This is a genomic window from Pseudomonas sp. Irchel s3b5, assembly GCF_900187435.1.
Taxonomy (GTDB): domain Bacteria; phylum Pseudomonadota; class Gammaproteobacteria; order Pseudomonadales; family Pseudomonadaceae; genus Aquipseudomonas.
On the sequence record NZ_FYDY01000001.1, the window covers coordinates 55,747 to 78,516 of the forward strand.

A 22,770-nucleotide genomic window follows, 5' to 3' on the forward strand; every position below is an offset into this window, starting at 1 on the left:
GGGCGGCTATGGACGCCTGATTTAGAGCCTCGGGCGCCACAGGATACCGGCGTAACGCCACACGAACAGGCCAAACGCCGTACACCAGAGCAGTGCCGACAGTGCCAGTCCATCGCTGGAGAATGCCACCAGCACAACCCGGCACACCCCGGCCGCCAGCAAGAGGACAAAACCCGCCACAATCATTTTGGACGGTTTCAACTCTCGCCCGGTATGACCGAGACTGACCCGCGCAATCATCGCCAGGATCAGCCCGCCAATACCGCCCACCGCCAGCGCATGAGTGGCCAGGGTTTGCTGATCAAGTACACCGGCATGCCACAGCGTCATGGCCAGCGTTGCGACCACAATCCAGGCATAGGCCAGATACAACGACCACAACAACGGCACCCGCCACAATCCCCGATCATGCCAGCGCCACAGGCGCATCACATGCAGCACGCTCATCAACCCAAACAAACCGGCCAACCAAAGCCGGGGGACATCATTCAAACCACCGGCAAACGAAACCGCCGCGAGCATGGCGCTGACCATGAGCATTTTGCCGGGTAACGGATTCACCGCAGGCGCGGCAGGACGATTCAACCCTCGCTGGATGAAGAACGGAATCACACGACCACCAATCACACTCATCAGCGCGCCGATCAACCACAATGCCGCCAACACACCGTGCCGTTGCAGATTGGCGTCCTCCAGGGTGCCCCCCGTCAGCGTCAATGCCTGACAGCCAGCCAGCAACGTGATCATCAGCAGGATCGGATAATTTTCGCGCTTGCGGGCAGCCACCAGATCTCGCCCCAGCACCCAGGCGAGCAGCGGCAGGAATGGAATTTCCATCACGAACAAAAGCGCCGAAGGAATCGGCAGGAACCACGCCAGACGCGCCAGCAGCCATACCAGCACCAGCCCGATCAGTGGCCAGCCATTGAGCCCCGGCCGACCGGTCCAGTTCGGCACCGCAGTCAACAGGAACCCGGCAACGATTGCACCGGCAAAACCGAAAGGCATTTCATGCCGATGCCAGGCGAGCATGCCACCCACCGGTTGCGTACCGGGTAAATGGCCGTACAGCCAGGCACCCCAGAGGGCCACGGCGATCGCCGCGAACCCCGCACCGGCGAGAAAGAACGGGCGAAAGCCCAGACTGAAAACGGGAGCTGCAGCCAACTTGCGCATCAAGCGATCGCTCCGCCTGCCGGTGCGTCGAGGCGATACTGGGACAGCAGTCGCATCACGTAACCGATTTTCAGCAAGGTCGGACCGAGAATGGTCATTGCATGCATCGACACCAACGCCGGGATCGAAAGCGTGCCGGCGTACAGATAAGCGCCGTAGATGCCGGCGAGCAGCATGGCCACGCCCACCCCGAGCACTCCACTCGACAGCTGCAATACGTTCTGAGGGTTGCTGAACAGTTGGGACATGTTCTGGTACTCCTGAAGTCGTTCAGTTGTACGTTTGTTGTTTCACGATCCGTGCCATTTCGGCAGCCCTTGCAGATCGAGCCTTTCAGGCATCAGCAGTCAATATGACGACCACCAAAAATAGTCATAATGACTCAACACAACGTCATTTTGACTACGCTCATGTTGTTACTGACTAAAAGCAAACCAATATCATTTGCACTGCTCATGGCCTTTTGCTTTAATCGCGATCCATTCTTATTTGCACAAGGGCGAGGATCGCCCATGGACATGCACTCACGATGACGGTTGCCGATACCTCCTGCGTCCAGAACCTCTACATCAGCCATCACCGCTGGTTGCACGAGCTGCTGCGTCGACGCCTGAGCAATGCGTTCGATGCCGCCGACCTGGCCCACGACACCTTCATCCGCGTGCTCAAGCGCCCACCGGTATTCGACGGCGAAACCCACGAACGCTCTTATCTGGCGACCATCGCCCGGGGCTTGTGCATCGATCACTGGCGGCGCCGGCAGCTCGAACAGGCGTGGCTCGACACGTTGGCCGCGCAACTCCAGGCGGTTCAGCCCTCGCCCGAGCAGCGCGCGATCATCGTCGAAACGCTGTATGAAGTGGACGCCATGCTGCAACGGTTGCCCCAACGCGTGCGCGAAGCGTTCATTCTGGCGCAACTGCACGGCCTGCCATACCGCGTCATTGCCGAGGAAATCGGCGTGTGCGAGCGCATGGTGAAAAAGTACCTGGCCCAGGCCTTGATGCATTGCGCGATCCTTGAGGCCGAACTCGACGGCCTGCTGATTCAATGAACCGGATCGCCACCAACGCCATCAGCCATGGAAGCCTTGAGCAAGCGGCGCAGTGGTATGTGCAACTCAACGATGAACAAGTCGGCGAGCAGGACCGCCAGCGCTGGCAAGCCTGGCTGGCGCAAAGCGGCGAGCATCAGGCGGCCTGGCAGTATGTCGAGCGGGTCGGCCAACGTTTTGCCGCGTTGCAGGACGATCATCAGCACGCGGCCGGCCAGGTGTTGCGCAACGCCGGGCGCCTGCCAATCAGTCGCCGCCAGACCGTGAAGAGCCTGCTGATCCTGGCCTCGGGCGGCGTGTTGGGATGGAGTGCCTGGCGGGAAACCGCCCTGCCGCTCACCCTGGCGCGCAGGACCGCCGACCTCTCCACTGGCACCGGTGAAACCCGCGAAACTCGACTCAGTGACGGCAGCCAGATCTGGCTCAACGCCTTGAGCGCACTGAATGTGCGGTTCGACGCCACACAACGCTTGCTGCTGTTACAGGCTGGGGAAGTGTTGATCGACACCGCCAAGGACCACGTTCGTCCGTTGCTGGTGCAAACCACCGAGGGCCGGATGCGCGCACTGGGTACGCGTTTCAGCGTACGTCAGGACGACGGAAAAACCCTGCTGAATGTCTACGAAGGCGCCGTCGAAGTCCGCACCGCCCACGGGTTGATGCAGGTGGTCGAGGCCGGAGGACAACTGTCATTCAGCGAAGACCACCTCCCTGCCCCGATTGCTGCCACGCCAGGCCGTGAAGCCTGGCGCCGTGGAATATTGCTGGCAGATAACCTGCCGCTGGGCCAGTTGCTCGAAGAGTTAAGCCGTTACCGCCCCGGGCATCTGGGCTGCGACCCGGCCGTTGCCGAATTGCCGGTCATGGGTTCGTTCCCGCTCAAAGACACCGACCAGGCCTTGCGTCTGCTGGAAGCGGCGTTGCCGATCCGGGTGGAAAAGCCGTTGGACTGGTGGGTCAACGTGGCCGCGAAAGCGTGAGGCTGGTTTTTTTCGTCGTGCCGGTGCCCTTTTCGGGTTTTCGCTCGGTTTACCCTTAAAGCCGTTAGATTGTCGGGAACTTCATGTCGCGCTTCCCCCCTACTCGCCGCCCCTGCGCTTTGCACCTGTCGGTGCTGGCCCTGGCGTTCGGCGTGGCGGGTTTTGCGGCGCCAACCGTCCAGGCCGACACCCAGTCGAGCAATGAACGATCCAGCGCGCAACAACGCCATTACGCGATCCCTGCCGGCTCCCTGGTCAGCGCCCTCAACCGCTTTGCCGAGCAGGCGGGTGTGTTTCTCGCCGGACACAACGACCTGGCTGCCGGCAAGCGCAGCCCCGGCCTGAAGGGTGACTACAGCGAGCAGCAAGCCTTGCATCAACTGCTGCAAGGCACCGGCCTTCAGGCACAAGCCCAAGGACACGGCGGCTACGTGCTGCGCGCCGCGCCCGCTGCAACAGGCCCGCTGGAACTGGGCGCCACGAGCATTTCCGGACAAACGCAGGGGTCGATCAGCGAAGATTCACATGCCTACACCGTCGGCTCTAGCGCTTCGGCCACGGGTCTGCCCCTGTCCCTGCGCGAGACACCGCAATCGGTCACGGTCATCACCCGTCAACTCCTGGACGACCAGGGCTCCACCAGCATTGCCGACGCCCTGCGCCGCGTACCGGGCATCAGCGTGCAAAACTACGACAGCGAACGCTGGGAGTTCTCCAGCCGTGGCCTGCCGGTCACCAACTTTCAGTACGACGGCGTCAACACCGACTACGACGGTGTCTACGACTACGGCACCACCAGCACTGACATGGCGATCTTCGACCGCGTCGAAATCATCAAAGGTGCAACCGGCCTGATGACCGGTTCGGGGGATCCGTCGGCGACGGTCAACCTGATCAGGAAGCGCCCGACCCAGGCATTCCAGGCTTCGGTCAGCGCTGCCGTCGGCTCTTGGGACAGCTACCGCAGCGAAGCGGATATCGCGGGTCCGCTGATCGAAAGCGGTCATCTACGTGGACGCTTTGTCGGGGTGTATCAGGACCGCAGCGCTTACGCCGACCACTACCAGAACACCAAGGATATCGCCTACGGCATTCTCGAAGCCGACCTGACGCCGGACACGTTGCTGACTTTCGGCATCGACCAACAGAACACCCGCTCTCGCGGTGCCAGCTGGACGGGGTTTCCGATGTACAACAGCGACGGTTCGCGCACCGATTTCTCCCGCTCGTTCAACCCGGCCACGGACTGGAGCCGTCGCGACTTCAACAACCAGACATTCTTCGCCTCGGTGGATCAGCAACTGGCCCACGACTGGGCCCTCAGGGTGAGTTACGACCGCAAGCACCGCCAGCACGACACCTTCCTCGCCTCCGCCAGCGGCGGTAATCCGGACCCAGTGACCGGGGACGGCATGTTCATGTACATGGGCAAATTCGAAGGCGATCAGGTTCAGGACAATATCGACATCAACCTGACCGGCCCTTTCACTTTGCTCGGTCGCGAACATGACCTGATCGCAGGCTTCATGTCGATGAACACCCGCCAGGACATCCCGGTCTACGGCTCGGTTTATCCGCCCTTGAATAGCAGCATTTACGACTGGCACGGCGAGTTTGCAAAACCGGACATTCCACGGGTGGGCGACAACGACATTGAGCAACGCCAGACCGGTGTCTACGTGGCCACCCGACTCAAACCCAGCGACGAGCTGGCGCTGATCCTCGGCACCCGGGTCAGCGATTTCAAAGGTCACGATGATCTGGATTACAGCGACCCGGACACCGCCGACATCCGCGACAGCTATCGCCAGAGCGGTGTGGTCACGCCCTACGCCGGGCTGGTCTACGACCTCGACGATACCTACTCGCTGTACTCCAGCTACACCAGCATCTATCAGCCGCAAATGAGCAAGGATGCCAACCGGCAATTGCTCGATCCGGTGCAAGGCAACAGCTACGAAGCGGGGATCAAGGCCGATTATTTCGGCGGTCGCCTGAATGCCAGGTTCGCGGTCTATCGCGTCGAGCAGGACAACATCGCCGAGTACGTCAGCGGGGTCGACGCCGAGTCGGTGTACCGTGCGGTGCAGGGTGCGACCACCAAGGGCTTCGAAGTCGAACTCGCGGGAGAGCTGAGCGAAGGCTGGAATATTTCGGCCGGCTACACCTACAACCATACCCGCGATACCCACGGCGATTACGTCTACGGTTCGGTCCTGCAAACCACAGCGCCGGAACAACTGGTGCGGGTGTTCAGCACCTATCGCCTGCCGGGGCGATGGAGCTCGCTCACGCTCGGCGGCGGCGTGAACTGGCAAAGCGAGTTCTTCGGCAACGTGTTCCAGCCCAACCCCGCCGACAGCGTCAACTTCGGCCAGGACTCGACCATCACCCAGCGCAGTTACGCGCTGGTGGACGTGATGGCGCGCTACCGTTTCAACGAACACCTGAGCACCACGTTGAACGTGAAGAACCTGTTCGACAAAACCTACTACACCGGGCTGGGCAACTTTGGCACCGGTTTCTACGGCGAACCGCGCGCCCTGCAACTGACCACCCGCTGGCAATTCTGAACCCGGGTCGATCTACGGTACTGCCGAACGGGCTCAGGCTGGCTACGCTTTAAATCCAGCCTGCATAACCTGCCTAGGAGTGCCCGCCATGCAACGCGTTCAAAAACTCACGCCCTGCCTGTGGTTTGACGATCAAGCCGAAGATGCCGCGAAGTTCTACTGCTCGATCTTCGATCATTCGAAAATCACTGGCATGACCCACTATGGCAAAGCCGGGTTTGAATTCCACGGCCGCCCTGAAGGCTCGGTCATGACCGTCAGCTTCGAACTCGACGGGCAGAGCTTCACCGGACTCAACGGAGGGCCGCTGTTCAAGTTCAGCGAAGCGATTTCGTTCCAGGTCAATTGCCAGACCCAGGATGAAGTCGACCACTACTGGGGCAACCTGTCGGCCGGTGGCGTGCCTGAAGCGCAGCAATGCGGCTGGCTCAAGGACAAGTTCGGGCTGTCGTGGCAGATCGTGCCCGTCGCCATGATGGACATGATGAAAGACCCCGACACGAAGAAATCCCAACGTGCCATGGCCGCGATGATGCAGATGAAAAAACTCGATATCGCGGCGTTGCAGCGAGCCTTTGACGGCGAGAGCTAATACACTCAGGCGCTGACCTGCCGAGGACCGAGCATGAAGCATTCCGCCGCCAAAGACGCTGACAAGGCCCCACGCTTCTGGCGCGATGACGCCCTGCCCTTTATCGAAGCCCGCTCGATCGCCGACGGTCGTGAGGTCTGCTACACCCGGCATTCTCACGAGCACTTTTCCATCGGTGCGATCACCGCAGGCAGCAGCACCTATATCCATGAGCAGTCCGAGTTTGCGGTCGACGTCGGCACCGTCGTGTTGATGAACCCGGGAGACGTCCACGCCTGTAATCCCATCGATGATCAGCCGTGGTCCTACGTAATGCTGTACGTCGATACGCCGTGGCTGACCGATCTGCAGCATCAGCTCGGGTTCAGTGACGACTTGGCGTTTCGCCGGTTTTCGGTCACCCACACGCGAGATGCCAGTCTGTTTGCAGGCCTCAACGACTTGTATGAGGTGCTGGTCGATCCGCAACAGGATGTCTTGCGCAAACAGAGCCTGGCGGTGGAGTTCTTCGGCGAAGTGCAATTGCAGCTCAACCCGGTAGCGCAACCGCTGCGCGAACCCAACTTCAAACTGGAACGCGCTGCCGAGTACATTCGTGACAACTGCACGCGCATGCTCAAGCTGGAAGACATTTGCGCGGCTGCTCAGCTGTCACCGTCTTACCTGATCCGGGCGTTCAAACAGCATTTCGGCATGACGCCCCACGCCTTCCTGGTCAACCGCCGCATCCAGTTCGCTCAAGACCAATTGCGCAGCGGCAAACTGATCGCCGACGTGGCGCTGGAAGCGGGGTTTGCCGATCAGGCGCATTTTCAACGGGCGTTCAAACAGCATCTGGCGGCGACACCGGGACAGTATCGCGGCTGAATCCGTGGCTGATGCTGAACCTGTGCCTGACACCGAACCTGTGGCTAATGCTGAACCTGCCTGCACAATGGGATTGAAGAAAAGCGAGGGCCGCTTCGCAGCCCAGCGGGAGCAAGCTCCCTCGCCACAAAAAGCCGCGCCTATGGCAACAGCAAATACACCGCACTCACCACCAACAACAACGCCATCGCCCGGTTGAACAAGCGCATGCCCGCGGGATTGTTCAAGTAGCCGCGCAGGAACGTGCCGGCATAGGCCCAGCAACCGACCGACGCATAACAAATCACCAGATACACCGCCGCGAACTGCCACACCAGCCGCGCTTCGCCATCGGCAACAAACGCGCCCATACCGGCCACGCAAGCCAGCCAGGCTTTCGGGTTGAGCCATTGCATGACCGCGCCGTACAACATCGACGGGGCTCGCGCCGAATCCTTGGCCTCCACCTGCCCATTGTCGGCAGCCAGCTTGTAGGCCATGTACAACAGAAACGCCACGCCCGCCCATTGCACCACTTGCGTCAGCGCCGGCCACAACTGCAACAGCTCATGCAGCCCCAACCCCATCAACACCAGCAGCAAGACAAACCCCAGCGTCGCCCCGGCCACATGACGCTGGCTGGCCCTGAAGCCGAACCGCGCCCCGGAGCTCAACGCCACAATGTTCACCGGCCCCGGCGTGATTGAAGCGACCAACGCAAACGCCGCCATCGATATCATCAAACTCATCACACACCTTCTTCCATTGAGTTGAACCAGGCCTGAAGGTAAAGACCCACCGCAACCCCGTATTGAAGAAAAATGCCCTGCCCCGATTAACCAGCGAAGATCAGGTGTACAGACTGACGATTCTCTTCACCTTCACCAGCGCCTGGCGCAGTGAAACCATGTCCACCGACCCCAGCGCCAGGCGTATCGCGTGGGGCACATGGGCCGTGATCGCAAAGGGTTCTGCCGGCGACACCGACACCTGCTCGCGCATCAGTGCCATGGCGACCTGATCGGCGCGCGCATCTTCGGCCAACGGCAACCAGATGAAGTACGAAGAAGGATGGCTGATGTATTTGAGTCCTTGCAGCACCTCGCGGGCCAGGGTTTGCCGGGCTCGCGCATCGGCACGCTTTTGCAACTCCAACTGGCTGACGGTGCCGTCGTCGAGCCAGGCAGTGACAATCGCAGTCATCACGCCGGGGGTGTTCCAGGTGGTCGCCATGATCGTGCGCTCGAACGCCGCCATCCATTGGACGGGCGCGGCCACAAATCCGACGCGCAGTCCCGTGGCGACATTCTTGGATAGGCCTGAAACGTACACCGTCCTTTCGGGCGCCATCTCGGCCAAGGGTGGCGGCACGTCTTCGGCGAGAAACGCGTAGGCCGCATCCTCGATAATCATCAAGTCATGCTGGCGTGCAATCGCCACCAAATGTTTGCGCTGATCAACGTCCATCACCCAGCCTAACGGGTTGTGCAGGGTCGGCATCGAGTAGACCGCCCGAACCGATCGGCTCTGGCAGAGCTTTGCCAGCGCCGGCAAATCGGGCCCATTGTCGGTGACTGGAATGGGCAAGACTTCAAGGTGCAGGGTTTCGGCCAGCGTCTTGAAGCCGGGATAGGTCAACGCATCGGCCGCTATCACATCGCCGGGTTTGAGCAACGCCATCATCGTCACCGCCAGGCCATGCTGGGCGCCGCTGACGATCAGCACCTGCTCGGCCGGTACGTTCAACCCACGCTCCAGCAGATGCCGCGCCACCGAGGCCCGCTCGTGCAAGCGGCCCGCATGGGGCTGATAGCGCAGCAGGGATTCCAGATCACCGGACAACGCCAACTGGCGCAAGGCATTGCGCAACAGGTCCGCCTGGCCCGGTAACGACGGGTAGTTGAAGTTGAGGTCAATCATCCCCGCCGCCACCACGGACTGCGAAATGCCCTGGCCAGGCGGTAGTGACGTCTCCCGCACGAAAGTCCCACGCCCGGTTTCACCGCTGACCAACCCCATGCCCTCAAGCTCTGCATACACCCGGCTGGCGGTCACCAGCGCCAGCCCGTGTTCGGTGGCCAATTGCCGATGCGTTGGCAACCGTGTACCGGGCGGCAAAAGCCCCGACCGGATGTCGGCGGCAAAGGCGTCCACCAGGGTTTTATAGCGTGATCGCGGCATGTCGAGATGTATCCATGACAATTTTTTGATTGTATCGATAGCCGATCATACGATGGATTTCATGCAATCAAAACACTGAGCGAGCGCGAAATGGAACGGACTTCGGAATTGCCAAAACACACGTCGGACAACGCCACCCGCGGCTGGATCAATGGCCTGATCGGTGTGGTGATCTTCAGCGGTTCACTGCCGGCGACGCGGGTGGCGGTGCTGGAATTCGATCCGGTTTTCCTGACGGTCGCCCGCGCCACCATCGCCGCGATGCTGGCGTTGTGTCTGCTGTGGTTGTTCAAGGAGAAGCGTCCCGCACGCCATCAGCTCATGCCCCTGACCATCGTTGCCCTGGGCGTGGTGATCGGTTTTCCCCTGCTGACTGCGCTGGCACTGCAATACGTGACGTCCGCGCATTCCATCGTCTTCGTCGGTCTGTTGCCGTTGGCGACAGCAGTGTTCGGTGTGTTGCGCGGTGGCGAGCGACCACGGCCGGCGTTCTGGATTTTCTCGGTGCTGGGCAGTCTGCTGGTGGTGGGTTACGCCCTGTCCCAAGGGTTGACCGCCTCACCCGAGGGCGACCTGTTGATGTTGTTGGCGATCCTGGCCTGTGGGCTCGGCTATGCCGAAGGCGCAAAACTGTCCCGCACCCTCGGTGGCTGGCAGGTGATTTGCTGGGCGCTGGTGTTGTCGTTGCCGTTGGTCGCGGTGCTGACCTGGATGCGCATGCCCGCGTCCTTCAGCGGTATCAGTATGCCGGCGTGGTTCAGCCTGGGTTACGTGTCGCTGTTCAGCATGTTGATCGGTTTCGTGTTCTGGTATCGCGGGCTCGCACAAGGCGGAATCGCGGCTGTCGGGCAACTGCAACTGTTGCAACCGTTCTTTGGCCTGACACTGGCCGCCACCCTGCTGCACGAACAGGTCAGCCTCGGCATGCTGGGCGTTACTGTGGCGGTGATCCTGTGTGTCGCCGGGGCGAAGAAGTTCGCCAAGTAGCCGGTTGTACGGTGGTTTGCGCCCAGGACTGTTTCGGTCAAACCACCAAGGCGATCCTGATTTTCGCGTCGTGTCAGTCGCTTCAATAGCGAATGATTTGACGCTATCGCGAGCAGGCTCGCTCCTACAGGGGGAGTTGAGTTGAAAGAAGAAATTCTCTGTCGATTTTCCGGTGGAGGCCGACCGTGACGCGTTCTATGCTGCGTCCATGAACCTACAACACACGCTGCTTCCACCCCACGCCGAGATGGTCCGCGCCATGCTCGAACGAGACACCGCCTACGAGGGGGTGTTCTTTACGGCGGTCAGGACCACCGGCATTTTCTGTCGCCCCAGTTGCACGGCGCGCAAGCCGAAACCGGAGAATGTCGAATTTTTTGCCAATGCCGACGAGTGCCTGTCGGCCGGCTACCGCGCGTGCCTGCGGTGCAAGCCGCTGGATGCTGCCGCTATTGCACCAGACTGGGTGCAAACGTTGCTCACATCGGTGGACGCCGATCCCGAGCTGCGCTGGACCGATGCCCAGTTGCAGGCACAAGGCATCGAACCGCTGAAACTGCGCCGCTGGTTCAAGCAACATTTCGGCATGACCTTTCACGCCTGGCTGCGTACCCGGCGCCTGGGCATGGCATTGGGCGGGATCAAACAGGGCGATTCCATCGACAGCGCCGCGTTCGACTCAGGCTACGAATCCCTGAGTGGTTTTCGCGATGCGTTCCAGAAATCCTTTCACACCACGCCGGGGCGTGCTGCCCACAGTGAGCCCCTGCTGTTTACGCGCCTGACCACGCCGCTGGGGCCGATGATCGCCATGGCCGAACGCCGTGGGCTGGTGTTGCTGGAGTTTCTCGATCGGCCCGCCCTCACCCGTGAAATCGAAGCGTTGCAGCACCGCCATGGCTACGCTGTAGCCCCCGGGCACAACGCACATTTGCAAAAGATCGAGGTTCAACTGGCGGCGTACTTCGCCGGCAATCTCATGGAGTTCAGTGTGCCCTTGCACATGCCCGGCTCCGAGTTTTCCCGGCAGGTCTGGGCCGAACTGGCGAAAATCCCTTACGGCCAGACCACCACCTACGGCGCCATCGCGGCGCTCCTCGGCAAACCCGGCGCCAGTCGCGCGGTGGGCCTGGCCAACGGACATAATCGCCTGTCGATTGTGGTGCCCTGCCATCGGGTGATCGGCGCCGACGGTTCGTTGACCGGTTATGGCGGCGGACAACCGCGCAAGGCGTTCCTGCTCAGGCTTGAGCATGCGAAAACACAGATGACACGTCAGTTGGCGTTCTGAAAATTCGATCAAGAAGGACTTGATGGGTAACCTCGACCCCTATTTGCCCGCCAGTGAATTCCTGGCCTCCCTTGATGACGACTGGCGCCGTCACATCGACGCTATCGGCCCGTGCCTGCATCAACCGCATCCGGCGCGTGATCCTTATGAATCGCTGGTGCGCGCGATTGCCTATCAACAATTGCACGCCAAGGCCGGCGACGCGATTGTCGGGCGGCTGGTGGGTTTGTTGGGTACTGGGGGTTTTCCACGACCGGAACAACTGGTCGCCACGGATTTCGATCAATTGCGCAGCTGTGGCTTTTCCGCCAGCAAGATAGCGACCATTCAGGGCATTGCTCAGGCCGCGCTGGACGGCATCGTTCCCGATTACGCCACGGCGCTGGCGATGGACGATGAAGCCTTGATCGAACGCCTGATCACCTTGCGCGGCGTGGGTCGCTGGACCGTGGAAATGCTGTTGATCTACAGCCTGGAACGACCGGATATCCTGCCCGCCGATGACTTCGGCGTACGCGAAGGTTATCGGCGGCTCAAAGGGCTGGAGGTGCAACCGACCCGCAAGCAGATGATGGAGATAGGCCTGGCGTGGAGTCCATATCGGACGGTGGCAGCATGGTATTTGTGGCGCGTGCCTGGTCGGTAGACCGCGTGATCGTTCATCGCAAGCAAACTTGCTCCTACAGCTCATCGCTAGCAGGCTAGCTCCCACAGGGGATTGCATTTCAAATGTGGGAGCTAGCCTGCTAGCGATGACGTCGGCACATTCAACACATCATCCACGGTCGATCACAATCCAGAGTTCAACCGACTGAACGCCCTGACCAACGCCCGGTTGAACGCCAGCTCCTACAATGACCGGTGCGGAACAAGACCTCTGTGGAGCCCCAAAAACCTGTGGGAGCTGGCTTGCCAGCGAAGGGACCAGCCCATTCACCACAAATCCGCCTGCCTATCACCCGCTCTTATGGTCGATGACACCCACCACCTCCCGGCGCATGTTGATGCCTCAATCGGAGGGATTCGTCATGCTCAACACACTCAAACAGATCAACTCGACCTCAGCCTTCAACCGCTGGGCCGGCTTTGAAGTCACCCGCGCCGAAAGTGGCGAAGCCGAGCTCACCCTGGCGTTTCGCGAAGCCGACATGGCGCAATACGCAGGGTTCCTGCATGCCGGCCTGATTGGCGCGATGCTCGATACCGCCTGCGGTTTTGCCGCCGGAACGGTCGCCGGCAACGTGCTGGCGTCGCATTTTTCGGTCAATTGCCTTTCGCCCGCCGTCGGTGAAGTCTTCATCGCCCGGGGTCGCGTGGTGAAGGCCGGCAAGAAGCAGGTATTCGCCCACGCCGAGTTGTTCGCGCAAACCGGTGATCAGTTGAAACTGGTGGCGACGGGCGACGCGATTCTGGTGCCCGTCGAATAGCCCTGACGGTCTGTGCTGGGCGAGGTGTGGCATGAGCGCCTCGGCCTGATTTTCTGAGAATAATTATCAACTTTTTTCACGCGGCAGTTCCCCTTTGCGTTTTTGGTTCGGTTAACCCCTCAGAAGCACTTCAACTACCGACCGATTCGACGCAAAGGGATCCCCATGTCGCACCAGCTTGCCGCCCGTTTTCGTTTTGCCTTGTGCCCTCTGGCGCTGACCCTGCCCGCCGCCCTGCTGAGCCTTGCCCCCGCTGCCCACGCCGCTGAAACCAATGCCGAGAAAAAACCGGCCAAGGACGACGGCGTCCTGCAACTGGGCGCGACGACCATTTCCGGCCAGGCACTGGGCGCCACCACCGAAGGCACCCGCTCCTACACCACCGGCTCGACGTCTTCGGCCACCGGTCTGCCGCTGTCGATCCGCGAAACGCCACAATCGGTGACGGTCATTACCCGACAGCAGATGGACGATCGCGGCGTGCAGAGCATCGGCGATGCACTGCGCAACACCCCCGGCATTTCGACGCAGAAGTACGACAGTGACCGCACCGAGTTTTCCGCCCGTGGGTTTGCCATCACCAATTTCCAGTACGACGGCGTCAACATTCCTTATGACGGCGTGTACGGTGAAAACCCCAACAACGGCGACGACGCGTCCAGCCTGGACCGCATCGAAATCGTCAAGGGTGCTACCGGCCTGATGACCGGCTCGGGCGATCCGTCCGCGACCGTCAACCTGATCCGCAAGAAGCCGACCAAGGAATTCAAGGCGTCGATCAGCGGCACCGTCGGTTCGTGGGACGCCTATCGCGGCGTCGGCGATATTTCCGGTTCGCTGAACGATACCGGCAGCGTGCGTGGGCGCTTCGTCGGCGCTTACTCCGACAAGAATTCCTACCAGGATCATTACAGCCAGAAAAAAGACCTGTTCTATGGCGTGCTTGAAGCCGACCTGACGCCCGACACCTTGCTGACGTTCGGTATCGACAAGTCGAGCACGACACCGCGAGGCTCGTCCTGGACCGGCAACCCGGTGTATTTCTCGGACGGCGGCCGTACCGATTTCTCGCGTCACTTCAACCCAGGTGCCGACTGGAGCCGTCGCGATTTCGACGACATCACTTACTTCGCGTCCCTCGAACAGGCCCTCGCCAACGACTGGAAGTTCAAGGCCAGCCTCGATCAGAAAACCACCGATCACGACACGCGCCTGGCCTCGGCCAGCGGCGGCAACCCGGACCGCGCCACCGGCGAAGGCATGTTCCTCTACTGGGGTCGCTGGGAAGGTCATCGCGTGCAGAACACTGCGGATGTGAACGTCACCGGTCCATTCAGCCTCGGTGGCCGTGAACATGAGTTGGTAGCCGGTTTCATGGCGTCCCATTCACGCCAGACCGGCTCGACCTACGACACCAGCGCTTTCGAAATGGTCCCGGGCAGCATCTACGACTGGAACGGCGACTTGCCGGAGCAGGACTTCCCGAAAAACGGCAAGTACGAGCGCACCCAAAGCCAGAACGGCCTGTACCTGGCCACGCGCCTGCACGCGACCGACGACCTGTCGATCATCCTCGGCAGCCGTCTGAGCACGTTCAAGTACAACGAAGACTATTCGTATTATCCGGGTGCGGGACTCGATGACACTCACGCCAGTTACAAGGAACATGGCGTGGTCACGCCTTACGCCGGTGTGGTCTATGACCTGGACGACACCTATTCGGTGTACGCCAGCTACACCAGCATCTACCAGCCGCAAACCTACAAGGATGCGGCGGGCTCAACCCTGGCGCCGGTCGAAGGCGACAGCTACGAGGCCGGCCTGAAAGGCGCTTACTTCGACGGTCGCCTGAACGCCAGCCTGGCCTTCTTCCGCATCGAGCAAGACAACGTCGCCGAGTCGATCGGCACTAACCCGGTCACCAACGAAGGCATCTACAAAGCCGTCGACGGTGCAACCACCAAAGGTGTGGAACTGGAACTGGCCGGGGAAGTGGCCGATGGCTGGAACGTGTCGGCCGGCTACACCTACGCCCGCACCCGGGACGCCGACGAACAGCGGATCTACGGCTACCCGTTGTCGACCACCAAACCGGAACACGTCGTTCGCACCTTCACCACCTACCGCTTGCCGGGCGCACTGGATCAAGTGACCGTCGGTGGCGGCATCAGCTGGCAGAGCGCGTTCTACGGCAAGATCTACAGCCCGACCGTGGGCGACTACACGAGCATCAAACAAGGTGGCTACACCCTCGTCGACCTGATGAGCCGCTACGAATACAACGAGCACCTGAGCTTCACCGTCAACGCCAACAATGTCTTCGACAAACGCTACCTGACGGGCCTGGGCAACTTCGACACCACGTATTACGGCGAACCGCGCAACGTGATGCTCACCACCAAGTGGGATTTCTAAGCTGAACGCCTGAACCAAAAAACCCTGTAGGAGCGAGCCTGCTCGCGATGGACGTCAACGATAACGCGCGCTGTCTGAATGCACGCGTCGCGCTTGAGTTCTTCGCGAGCAGGCTCGTTCCTACAGGGGTTATGCGGCGGCGGGTATGCCGCTGTGGAAGCGGAATTCCACATCCGGTGATTCGATCAGTTCCTGCTCGGCTGCGCGAACCTTGTCGATCACCTGGGCGATGTCCTTCGCGTCCCCGTACTGATAGGCCAGCTTCAAGTAACCCTGGAAATGCCTGGCCTCGCTCTTGAGCAGACCGAAATAGAACTTGCCCAACTCTTCATCCAGATGCGGCACCAGCGCCTCGAAACGCTCGCAACTGCGGGCCTCGATGAAAGCGCCCACCACCAGCGTGTCCACCAGCTTCACCGGCTCATGGCTGCGCACAACCTTGCGCAACCCCGAGGCGTAGCGCCCGGCGGACAGCTGGCGCAGTTCGATCTTGCGCCGCTTCATCAAACGCATGACCTGTTCGTGGTGCACCAGCTCTTCCCGGGCCAGGCGCGACATCAAATTGATCAGGTCAACGTGGGAATGGTACTTGGCGATCAGGCTCAATGCCGTGCTGGCGGCTTTGAATTCGCAGTTCTTGTGGTCGATCAGCAGGGTTTCCTGATCGGCCAGCGCGGCTTGGACCCAGCCGTCAGGGGTGCGGCAGCCAAGGAACTCGTGAATTTCGGGAAGGATCATGGGGCTCACGGATAAAAGGTTCAAAACGAAGGGCGCCGATTATACCGGCCTGCCCGCAGACCACCAGACGCCAACCGTTGATATGCATCAAGTCCCCGAATGCCGGGCAGCAACTATAGTTGTGCAACGCCGTGCATTTTTAATTTCAGGAGATCCCGATCATGCAAGCCATTCGCAGCATCCTGGTGGTCATCGAACCCCAGCACTCGGAAAGCCTGGCGCTCAAACGGGCCAAGTTGATTGCCGGCGTGACCCAGGCGCATTTGCACCTGCTGGTCTGCGACCCCAAGCATGATCACAGCGGCATGCTGAGCGTGCTCAAGTCCGCCTTGCTTGAAGATGGTTACAGCGTCACCACCGAGCAGGCCTGGAATGACAGCCAGCATAAAACCATCGTCGATGTGCAGCAGGCTGAAGGCTGCGGGCTGGTGGTCAAGCAGCACTTCCCCGATAACCCCTTGAAAAAAGCCCTGCTCACTCCGGAAGACTGGAAACTGCTGCGGGCCTGTCCAACCCCGGTACTGTTGGTCAAAACGGCAGGCTCGTGGAAAGACAAGGTGATTCTGGCAGCCGTCGATGTCGGCAACACCGACCTTGAACACCGTCACCTGCACAACACCATCATCGACCATGGCTACGACATCGCCAGCCTCGCCAAGGCTCATTTGCACGTCATCAGCGCCCATCCGTCGCCGATGCTGTCGGCCGCCGACCCGACGCTTCAACTGAGCGAAACCATCGCTGAGCGTTATCGCGATCAGTGCAGGGCATTCCAGGCAGAGTTCGATATCGACGATCAACACCTGCATATCGAGGAAGGACCGGCGGATGTGCTGATTCCGTTCCTGGTGCACAAGCTGCAGGCGGCCGTGACCGTGATCGGCACCGTGGCGCGGTCCGGGCTGTCAGGGGCATTGATTGGCAATACGGCGGAAGTGGTGCTGGATAAGGTGGAAAGCGATGTGTTGGTGCTTAAGCCGGCGGAAGTGGCGGATCATATTGATGAGTTGATCGACAGGCGTTGAGTTCTTTGGTGTCGATTCGGACGTCATCGCGAGCAGGCTCGCTCCCACATTGGATCTGTGTCGCTACAAATCCCCTGTGGGAGCGAGCCTGCTCGCGATGCTCTTAGCCGCCAAAGGCGTCTTTCAGAAACCCCGGCGCGATGTAGCGCTGGTAATGCGCCTCGGACAGCAGGAAAAATTCCCGATCAATGGCATCGCGCAGTTCCGGCAGGTTCCAGTCGCGGAATTCCGGCAACAACACCATGCCGTAGGCTTCCAGATTGTTGATGACCCGCGCGCCCCGGGCGATCAATTGATAAGCCCAGCAATATTCCGACTGATGGGGCACGAAGCGAATCTTGCGTTGTTCCAGCTGCATTCTGAGCAGCACCGGGTCGAAAACTTCCACTTTGGCGGCCATTACCTGGGACAGCAACTGCTCCAGACGCAGCCACACCGCGCGCTTTTCTTCCTCGTTGTAGCCGTTCCAGTGAATCACTTCGTGATGGAACCGCTTGCAGCCACGGCACACCAGGTCACCGTAGACAGTGGAGCAAAGGCCGACGCAGGGCGTCTTGATGGTCTGATTGGGCATAATAGGCAAAACGCGAAAAAGCAAAACAGGCCGGCATGGTAGCCCTTTGTCGAATATTCATCACCCCTCAAAGTTCGGGGCCAAAGCGCTCGGTGGCTCTTTGCCGACGGCCACCACCAAAGTCCAATAAACACTGACTTACCTTTAATTTTTTTTTGCCGTAGAATCAGCCTGCCTTTTTAGGCGCCAATGTCCGTTAGAAGCTGTTTTCAAAGCGTCACGAGCACAGTCGTTCCTTCAGAGCGGTGTTGGCGAGGGGTTTTTCCAGCGGGGAAAAGCCCAACGCCAACCCTCATCAGCTCCCGTTCTGCAGGCGTAAAACTTTGAAAGCAGCTTCTGTAAGGAATTGTCGGTAATTCTGGCTAAGTGGCTCACAACGCCATGCAGCGCATGAGTACGGCAATTTCGGGATGAGCGTCCCGGACACCCATTTGGGACCACTGATGAGGGTAATAACTGTGCTTGAAGCCTACCGCAAACATATCGAAGAGCGCGCAGCACTGGGTATCGTTCCCCAGCCGCTAAACGCCGAACAAACTGCAGGCCTGGTCGAGCTGCTGAAAAATCCCCCGGCTGGCGAAGAAGCATTCCTCGTTGACCTGATCACCAATCGCGTTCCGCCAGGCGTGGACGAAGCAGCCTATGTAAAGGCCGGCTTCCTGTCTGCCATCGCCAAAGGCGAAGCCAACTCCCCCCTGATCGACAAGAAGCGCGCTGTTGAACTGCTCGGCACCATGCAGGGCGGCTACAACATCGTGACTCTGGTAAACCTGCTGGACGACGCCGAACTGGCACCAGTAGCTGCCAAAGAACTCAAGCACACCCTGCTGATGTTCGATGCTTTCCACGACGTCGCTGAAAAAGCCAAGAACGGCAACGTTCACGCTAAAGGCGTACTGCAATCCTGGGCTGATGCCGAGTGGTTCGTGAAGCGCCCGACCCTGGCCGACAAGATCAGCCTGCGCGTGTTCAAGGTTACCGGCGAAACCAACACCGACGACCTGTCCCCTGCTCCTGATGCCTGGTCCCGTCCAGACATCCCGCTGCACGCCCTGGCCATGCTGAAAATGGCTCGCGACGGCATCGTGCCGGACGAGCAAGGCGTCACCGGTCCGATGAAGCAGATCGAAGAAATGCGCGGTCAAGGCTTCCCTATCGCCTACGTCGGTGACGTGGTCGGTACCGGTTCTTCGCGTAAATCGGCCACCAACTCCGTACTGTGGTTCTTCGGCGACGACGTTCCTTACGTGCCGAACAAGCGTGCCGGCGGTTTCTGCTTCGGCAACAAGATTGCACCGATTTTCTACAACACCATGGAAGACGCCGGCGCACTGCCGATCGAATTCGATGTGTCCAGCATGAACATGGGCGACGTGATCGACCTGTACCCGCATGCCGGCAAAGTCTGCAAGCACGGCACCGACGAAGTCCTGACCACCTTCGAAATGAAGACCCCGGTCCTGTTGGACGAAGTACGTGCTGGCGGCCGTATTCCGCTGATCATCGGCCGTGGCCTGACCGAGAAGGCGCGTGCCGAGCTGGGTCTGCCACCTTCGACTCTGTTCAAGAAGCCAGAAGCGCCCGTTGAAAGCACCAAGGGTTTCACCCTGGCGCAGAAAATGGTCGGCAAGGCTTGCGGCGTGACCGGCGTTCGTCCGGGCACCTACTGCGAACCGAAGATGACCACCGTAGGTTCCCAGGACACCACCGGTCCTATGACCCGTGACGAACTGAAAGACCTGGCGTGCCTGGGCTTCTCGACCGATCTGGTGATGCAGTCCTTCTGCCACACCGCGGCTTACCCTAAGCCGATCGACGTGAACACCCACCACACCCTGCCTGACTTCATCATGACCCGCGGCGGCGTTTCCCTGCGTCCGGGCGACGGCATCATCCACTCGTGGCTGAACCGCATGCTGCTGCCAGACACCGTCGGTACCGGTGGTGACTCCCACACCCGTTTCCCGATCGGCATCTCGTTCCCGGCCGGTTCCGGTCTGGTTGCGTTCGCCGCAGCTACTGGCGTCATGCCGCTGGACATGCCTGAGTCGGTTCTGGTTCGCTTCAAAGGCGAGCTGCAGCCAGGCGTCACCCTGCGTGACCTGGTTCACGCCATTCCTTACTACGCGATCCAGGCTGGCCTGCTGACCGTAGAGAAGAAAGGCAAGAAGAACGCCTTCTCCGGTCGCATCCTGGAGATCGAAGGTCTGCCTAAGCTGACCGTAGAGCAAGCGTTCGAACTGTCTGACGCCTCGGCTGAACGTTCGGCTGCCGGTTGCACCATCCAGCTGTCCAAAGAGTCGATTGCCGAATACCTGCAGTCCAACATCACCCTGCTGCGCTGGATGATCGGCGAAGGCTACGGCGATGCACGTACTCTGGAACGTCGCGCTCAAGCAATGGAAGCCTGGCTGGCCAACCCTGAGCTGATGCAAGCGGACAAAGACGCCGAATACGCTGAAATCATCGAGATCGACCTGGCCGACATCAAAGAGCCTGTGCTCTGCGCGCCGAACGACCCGGACGACGCCCGCCTGCTCTCCAGCGTTGCTGGCGAGAAGATCGACGAAGTGTTCATCGGTTCGTGCATGACCAACATCGGTCACTTCCGCGCTGCCGGTAAACTGCTGGAACAGGTCAAGGGTCAGCTGCCAACTCGTCTGTGGCTGTCGCCGCCGACCAAGATGGACGCTCACCAACTGACCGAAGAAGGCTACTACGGCATCTACGGCAAGGCCGGCGCTCGCATGGAAATGCCGGGTTGCTCGCTGTGCATGGGTAACCAGGCACGTGTAGAGCCGAACTCGACTGTTGTGTCGACTTCGACCCGTAACTTCCCGAACCGTCTGGGTGACGGCGCTAACGTCTACCTGGCTTCGGCTGAGCTGGCGTCCGTGGCTTCCATCCTGGGTCGCCTGCCGACCGTCGAGGAGTACATGGAATACGCTGGCAAGATCGACAGCATGGCGGCCGATGTCTACCGCTACCTGTCCTTCGACCAGATCGCCGAGTTCCGTGAAGCTGCTGCGAACGCCAAGATCCCGGTCGTTCAAGCCTAACGTAGCAACGCAATGAAAAACGCCGCCCATCGTGAGATGAGCGGCGTTTTTTTATGCCTGAAAATTCGCCAGTGAAGTGAGAGCTTTTTGTGGCGAGGGGGCAAGCCCCCTCGCCACAAAAACCCTCCCACCGATTATGTGTTCCGTTTGAGCGCTTGCTGCACCGCTCCATCCACACTCAACCCACTCAGCACCGCCCCGTTTGCCTCCACCTCCGGCAACGCTGCCAACACCGACTGCGCTTGATCCTTAAGCCGCGCCAGCATCAACCGCTTGCCTTCCTGATGCACCCGCACAAAAAACTCCTGCAACGCCTCAATGCTGGTGCCATCCAGGTCGGGGGACTCCTCAAGACTGAGAATCACCGTATGAATCGGTGTTTGCGAATGCCGGATCAAGCGCATCGCACCGCCAAGAATCCGCTCGACATTGGCAAAGAACAACGCCTCACCCGGCCGCACAATCAACACGCCCGGCACGGCTTGCGCCGTTGGATGGCGTTGCAGGTCGACAAAGTCGTGACCGCCATCGATGCGCCCCAGAATCTGGATATCCGCCGCCGACATTTGCTTGAGCATCAGCAGCACACTGATCGCCACCGCTACCAACAAGCCGTCCAGCACCCCGAGCATCAGGACCGCGCCCACCGCGCAGATCACCAACAGCCGGTCACGGCGCCAGATGAAGTAGCGCCCCAACGGTTGCAGACTCAAGCCGCGCCCCAACGCATGAATGACGATGGCAGCGAGGACCGGTTCAGGTGTCAGGGCAATGTAAGGCAGGACCGTCAGCACAATAATCAGTACCACCAGCGCCGCCACGATGCCTGCCAGGCGCGAAGTTGCACCGGCCGCTTCGTTCGCCGATGTCGCCGAATACCCCGCCCCCGCCGGCATCCCGTGGAACAGGCCGGACAGCAGGTTGGACGCGCCGAGGGCCAGCAAGTCGCGGTTCGACTTGACGCGATCACCATGCTTGAGCGCGTAGGAACTGATCGAACCATAAGACTCCGCGTACAGGATCATCACCATCGCGAACGCCAGTTCACCCAAGCGCAACCAGTCGGAAAACGGCAGCACCGGCAGTCTTGGCACCTCAAGGCTCAGATCGATCATGCCGATCAGTTTCACACCATAAGCCGGCAGGTTCAGCCACTGGCCCGCCGCAATGCCAATCACCACCACCAACATCCCGCCCGGCAAACGCCGAAACCGCCCAAACAGCCATAACAAGGCCAATGCCGCCGCGCCAACCGCCGCCGCCACCCAGTTCCATTGCGGCAATTGTTCAAGCAGTTGCGGCAGAAAGCGCACCAGGCTGGTGTCGGTCAAATGCACCCCGACCACGCTGGCGATCTGCTTGAGAATGATGGTCAGGGCCAGGCCAAAGGCAAACCCGCGCAACACCGGCTTGGCAATAAACGAGGTCACGCTGCCGAGTTTGAACAACCCGGCCAGCAAGAAGAAAAGCCCGGTCATCAGCACCAGCCCGATGGCCAGCGTCGAGCGAAGCTCAGAGTCGCCATTGGCCAATGTCGCAGTGGCCGCCGCGAGCACCGCGGCGGACGACGACGTCGCCGAGACAATCGCAAAGCGACTGGTACCCAGCAGGCCATAACACAGCAACCCGGCAAACAAGGCGATCACCCCGGCCTGGGGTGCCACTGCGGCGATGCTTGAATAAGCCACCGCTTCGGGCAACAACAGGCCGGCAATCGACAACCCGGCCAACAGGTCCTGCCAGCGACTGGGTCGTTCGGTGGAATGGGTAGTCGAGGCGCTGGGCAATCCGATGTCTCCAGGCGAAAAAAAACCGCTGCACGTATCACGTGCAGCGGCCACTGTAGCTGAAA

General features: G+C 60.4%; 19 protein-coding genes. 12 read left to right on the plus strand and 7 right to left on the minus strand.

Annotated features, from left to right (window positions below; all coding sequences use genetic code 11):
* Nucleotides 1-21 precede the first annotated feature (21 nt).
* Entirely contained in the window at nucleotides 22-1,176 is a 1,155-nt protein-coding gene (locus tag CKW15_RS00235; RefSeq protein ID WP_095151228.1) for an NnrS family protein, read from the minus strand.
* Nucleotides 1,176-1,424, minus strand: coding sequence for a transmembrane sensor/regulator PpyR (locus CKW15_RS00240; RefSeq protein WP_095151229.1), 249 nt, complete (start codon nucleotides 1,422-1,424; stop codon nucleotides 1,176-1,178). The genes CKW15_RS00235 and CKW15_RS00240 overlap by 1 nt, the downstream gene beginning before the upstream one ends.
* A 281-nt stretch (nucleotides 1,425-1,705) precedes the next feature.
* Here CKW15_RS00240 and CKW15_RS00245 point away from each other — a divergent pair, with 281 nt between their 5' ends.
* From CKW15_RS00245 to CKW15_RS00265, 5 genes are all read left to right on the plus strand, one after another.
* A complete protein-coding gene (locus tag CKW15_RS00245; protein ID WP_095151230.1) occupies nucleotides 1,706-2,230 on the plus strand; it encodes a sigma-70 family RNA polymerase sigma factor in 525 nt (174 codons plus the stop codon).
* Entirely contained in the window at nucleotides 2,227-3,210 is a 984-nt protein-coding gene (locus CKW15_RS00250) for a FecR domain-containing protein (protein ID WP_095151231.1), read from the plus strand. Before CKW15_RS00245 ends, CKW15_RS00250 begins: the two co-directional genes overlap by 4 nt.
* Nucleotides 3,211-3,293: 83 nt before the next feature.
* The gene (locus CKW15_RS00255; protein WP_095151232.1) at nucleotides 3,294-5,783 is read left to right on the plus strand and encodes a TonB-dependent receptor; all 2,490 of its coding nucleotides are present in this window, start codon (nucleotides 3,294-3,296) and stop codon (nucleotides 5,781-5,783) included.
* 88 nt (nucleotides 5,784-5,871) lie between these two features.
* Nucleotides 5,872-6,375: a VOC family protein gene (locus CKW15_RS00260; RefSeq protein WP_095059914.1), complete on the plus strand. Its 504-nt coding sequence runs from the start codon at nucleotides 5,872-5,874 to the stop codon at nucleotides 6,373-6,375.
* 33 nt (nucleotides 6,376-6,408) lie between these two features.
* On the plus strand, nucleotides 6,409-7,242 hold the full coding sequence (locus tag CKW15_RS00265; protein WP_095059915.1) for an AraC family transcriptional regulator: 834 nt from the start codon (nucleotides 6,409-6,411) through the stop codon (nucleotides 7,240-7,242).
* A gap of 140 nt (nucleotides 7,243-7,382) precedes the next feature.
* On the opposite strand, the gene CKW15_RS00270 is transcribed toward CKW15_RS00265, so the two are convergent.
* Together CKW15_RS00270 and CKW15_RS00275 are read right to left on the minus strand one after the other, a co-directional pair.
* Nucleotides 7,383-7,970, minus strand: a complete 588-nt coding sequence (locus CKW15_RS00270) for a LysE family translocator (RefSeq protein ID WP_095059916.1) — start codon at nucleotides 7,968-7,970, stop codon at nucleotides 7,383-7,385.
* Between the two features lie 100 nt (nucleotides 7,971-8,070).
* On the minus strand, nucleotides 8,071-9,402 hold the full coding sequence (locus tag CKW15_RS00275; protein WP_095151233.1) for a PLP-dependent aminotransferase family protein: 1,332 nt from the start codon (nucleotides 9,400-9,402) through the stop codon (nucleotides 8,071-8,073).
* Between the two features lie 90 nt (nucleotides 9,403-9,492).
* On the opposite strand from CKW15_RS00275, the gene CKW15_RS00280 reads away from it, so the two are divergent.
* The 5 genes from CKW15_RS00280 (at nucleotide 9,493) to CKW15_RS00300 (ending at nucleotide 15,522) form a co-directional block, all read left to right on the plus strand.
* Complete coding sequence (locus CKW15_RS00280) at nucleotides 9,493-10,389, plus strand: DMT family transporter (RefSeq protein ID WP_095059918.1); 897 nt, start codon at nucleotides 9,493-9,495, stop codon at nucleotides 10,387-10,389.
* A gap of 208 nt (nucleotides 10,390-10,597) precedes the next feature.
* Nucleotides 10,598-11,680: a bifunctional transcriptional activator/DNA repair enzyme AdaA gene (locus tag CKW15_RS00285; RefSeq protein ID WP_095059938.1), complete on the plus strand. Its 1,083-nt coding sequence runs from the start codon at nucleotides 10,598-10,600 to the stop codon at nucleotides 11,678-11,680.
* Between the two features lie 22 nt (nucleotides 11,681-11,702).
* Complete coding sequence (locus tag CKW15_RS00290) at nucleotides 11,703-12,326, plus strand: DNA-3-methyladenine glycosylase (protein ID WP_095059919.1); 624 nt, start codon at nucleotides 11,703-11,705, stop codon at nucleotides 12,324-12,326.
* Between the two features lie 382 nt (nucleotides 12,327-12,708).
* Nucleotides 12,709-13,107 (plus strand): PaaI family thioesterase, encoded by a 399-nt coding sequence (locus tag CKW15_RS00295; RefSeq protein ID WP_095151234.1) that lies wholly within the window; start codon nucleotides 12,709-12,711, stop codon nucleotides 13,105-13,107.
* 165 nt (nucleotides 13,108-13,272) lie between these two features.
* Nucleotides 13,273-15,522, plus strand: coding sequence for a TonB-dependent siderophore receptor (locus tag CKW15_RS00300; RefSeq protein WP_095151235.1), 2,250 nt, complete (start codon nucleotides 13,273-13,275; stop codon nucleotides 15,520-15,522).
* A 129-nt stretch (nucleotides 15,523-15,651) separates the two neighbouring features.
* Here CKW15_RS00300 and CKW15_RS00305 read toward each other — a convergent pair whose 3' ends face one another.
* Entirely contained in the window at nucleotides 15,652-16,260 is a 609-nt protein-coding gene (locus CKW15_RS00305) for a tRNA-(ms[2]io[6]A)-hydroxylase (RefSeq protein ID WP_095059922.1), read from the minus strand.
* Between the two features lie 161 nt (nucleotides 16,261-16,421).
* On the opposite strand from CKW15_RS00305, the gene CKW15_RS00310 reads away from it, so the two are divergent.
* On the plus strand, nucleotides 16,422-17,285 hold the full coding sequence (locus CKW15_RS00310) for a universal stress protein (RefSeq protein ID WP_095059923.1): 864 nt from the start codon (nucleotides 16,422-16,424) through the stop codon (nucleotides 17,283-17,285).
* 103 nt (nucleotides 17,286-17,388) lie between these two features.
* On the opposite strand, the gene CKW15_RS00315 is transcribed toward CKW15_RS00310, so the two are convergent.
* Entirely contained in the window at nucleotides 17,389-17,859 is a 471-nt protein-coding gene (locus tag CKW15_RS00315) for a DUF1289 domain-containing protein (RefSeq protein WP_095059924.1), read from the minus strand.
* Between the two features lie 458 nt (nucleotides 17,860-18,317).
* Between CKW15_RS00315 and acnB the strand changes: the two genes are divergently transcribed.
* Nucleotides 18,318-20,918, plus strand: coding sequence for a bifunctional aconitate hydratase 2/2-methylisocitrate dehydratase (gene acnB / locus CKW15_RS00320; RefSeq protein ID WP_095059925.1), 2,601 nt, complete (start codon nucleotides 18,318-18,320; stop codon nucleotides 20,916-20,918).
* A gap of 134 nt (nucleotides 20,919-21,052) precedes the next feature.
* Here the strand turns inward: acnB and CKW15_RS00325 are convergent, their stop codons facing one another.
* Nucleotides 21,053-22,705 carry a SulP family inorganic anion transporter gene (locus tag CKW15_RS00325; protein WP_095059926.1) on the minus strand — a complete coding sequence of 551 codons (1,653 nt, stop codon included), beginning with the start codon at nucleotides 22,703-22,705 and terminating at the stop codon, nucleotides 21,053-21,055.
* Nucleotides 22,706-22,770 lie beyond the last annotated feature (65 nt).

Bases quoted from the DNA above. Each gene is read 5' to 3' on its own strand.
- CKW15_RS00235 (WP_095151228.1), bottom strand. From the start codon at position 1,176: ATGCGCAAGTTGGCTGCAGCTCCCGTTTTCAGTCTGGGCTTTCGCCCG.
- CKW15_RS00240 (WP_095151229.1), bottom strand. From the start codon at position 1,424: ATGTCCCAACTGTTCAGCAACCCTCAGAACGTATTGCAGCTGTCGAGT.
- CKW15_RS00245 (WP_095151230.1), top strand. From the start codon at position 1,706: ATGACGGTTGCCGATACCTCCTGCGTCCAGAACCTCTACATCAGCCAT.
- CKW15_RS00250 (WP_095151231.1), top strand. From the start codon at position 2,227: ATGAACCGGATCGCCACCAACGCCATCAGCCATGGAAGCCTTGAGCAA.
- CKW15_RS00255 (WP_095151232.1), top strand. From the start codon at position 3,294: ATGTCGCGCTTCCCCCCTACTCGCCGCCCCTGCGCTTTGCACCTGTCG.
- CKW15_RS00260 (WP_095059914.1), top strand. From the start codon at position 5,872: ATGCAACGCGTTCAAAAACTCACGCCCTGCCTGTGGTTTGACGATCAA.
- CKW15_RS00265 (WP_095059915.1), top strand. From the start codon at position 6,409: ATGAAGCATTCCGCCGCCAAAGACGCTGACAAGGCCCCACGCTTCTGG.
- CKW15_RS00270 (WP_095059916.1), bottom strand. From the start codon at position 7,970: ATGAGTTTGATGATATCGATGGCGGCGTTTGCGTTGGTCGCTTCAATC.
- CKW15_RS00275 (WP_095151233.1), bottom strand. From the start codon at position 9,402: ATGCCGCGATCACGCTATAAAACCCTGGTGGACGCCTTTGCCGCCGAC.
- CKW15_RS00280 (WP_095059918.1), top strand. From the start codon at position 9,493: ATGGAACGGACTTCGGAATTGCCAAAACACACGTCGGACAACGCCACC.
- CKW15_RS00285 (WP_095059938.1), top strand. From the start codon at position 10,598: ATGAACCTACAACACACGCTGCTTCCACCCCACGCCGAGATGGTCCGC.
- CKW15_RS00290 (WP_095059919.1), top strand. From the start codon at position 11,703: ATGGGTAACCTCGACCCCTATTTGCCCGCCAGTGAATTCCTGGCCTCC.
- CKW15_RS00295 (WP_095151234.1), top strand. From the start codon at position 12,709: ATGCTCAACACACTCAAACAGATCAACTCGACCTCAGCCTTCAACCGC.
- CKW15_RS00300 (WP_095151235.1), top strand. From the start codon at position 13,273: ATGTCGCACCAGCTTGCCGCCCGTTTTCGTTTTGCCTTGTGCCCTCTG.
- CKW15_RS00305 (WP_095059922.1), bottom strand. From the start codon at position 16,260: ATGATCCTTCCCGAAATTCACGAGTTCCTTGGCTGCCGCACCCCTGAC.
- CKW15_RS00310 (WP_095059923.1), top strand. From the start codon at position 16,422: ATGCAAGCCATTCGCAGCATCCTGGTGGTCATCGAACCCCAGCACTCG.
- CKW15_RS00315 (WP_095059924.1), bottom strand. From the start codon at position 17,859: ATGCCCAATCAGACCATCAAGACGCCCTGCGTCGGCCTTTGCTCCACT.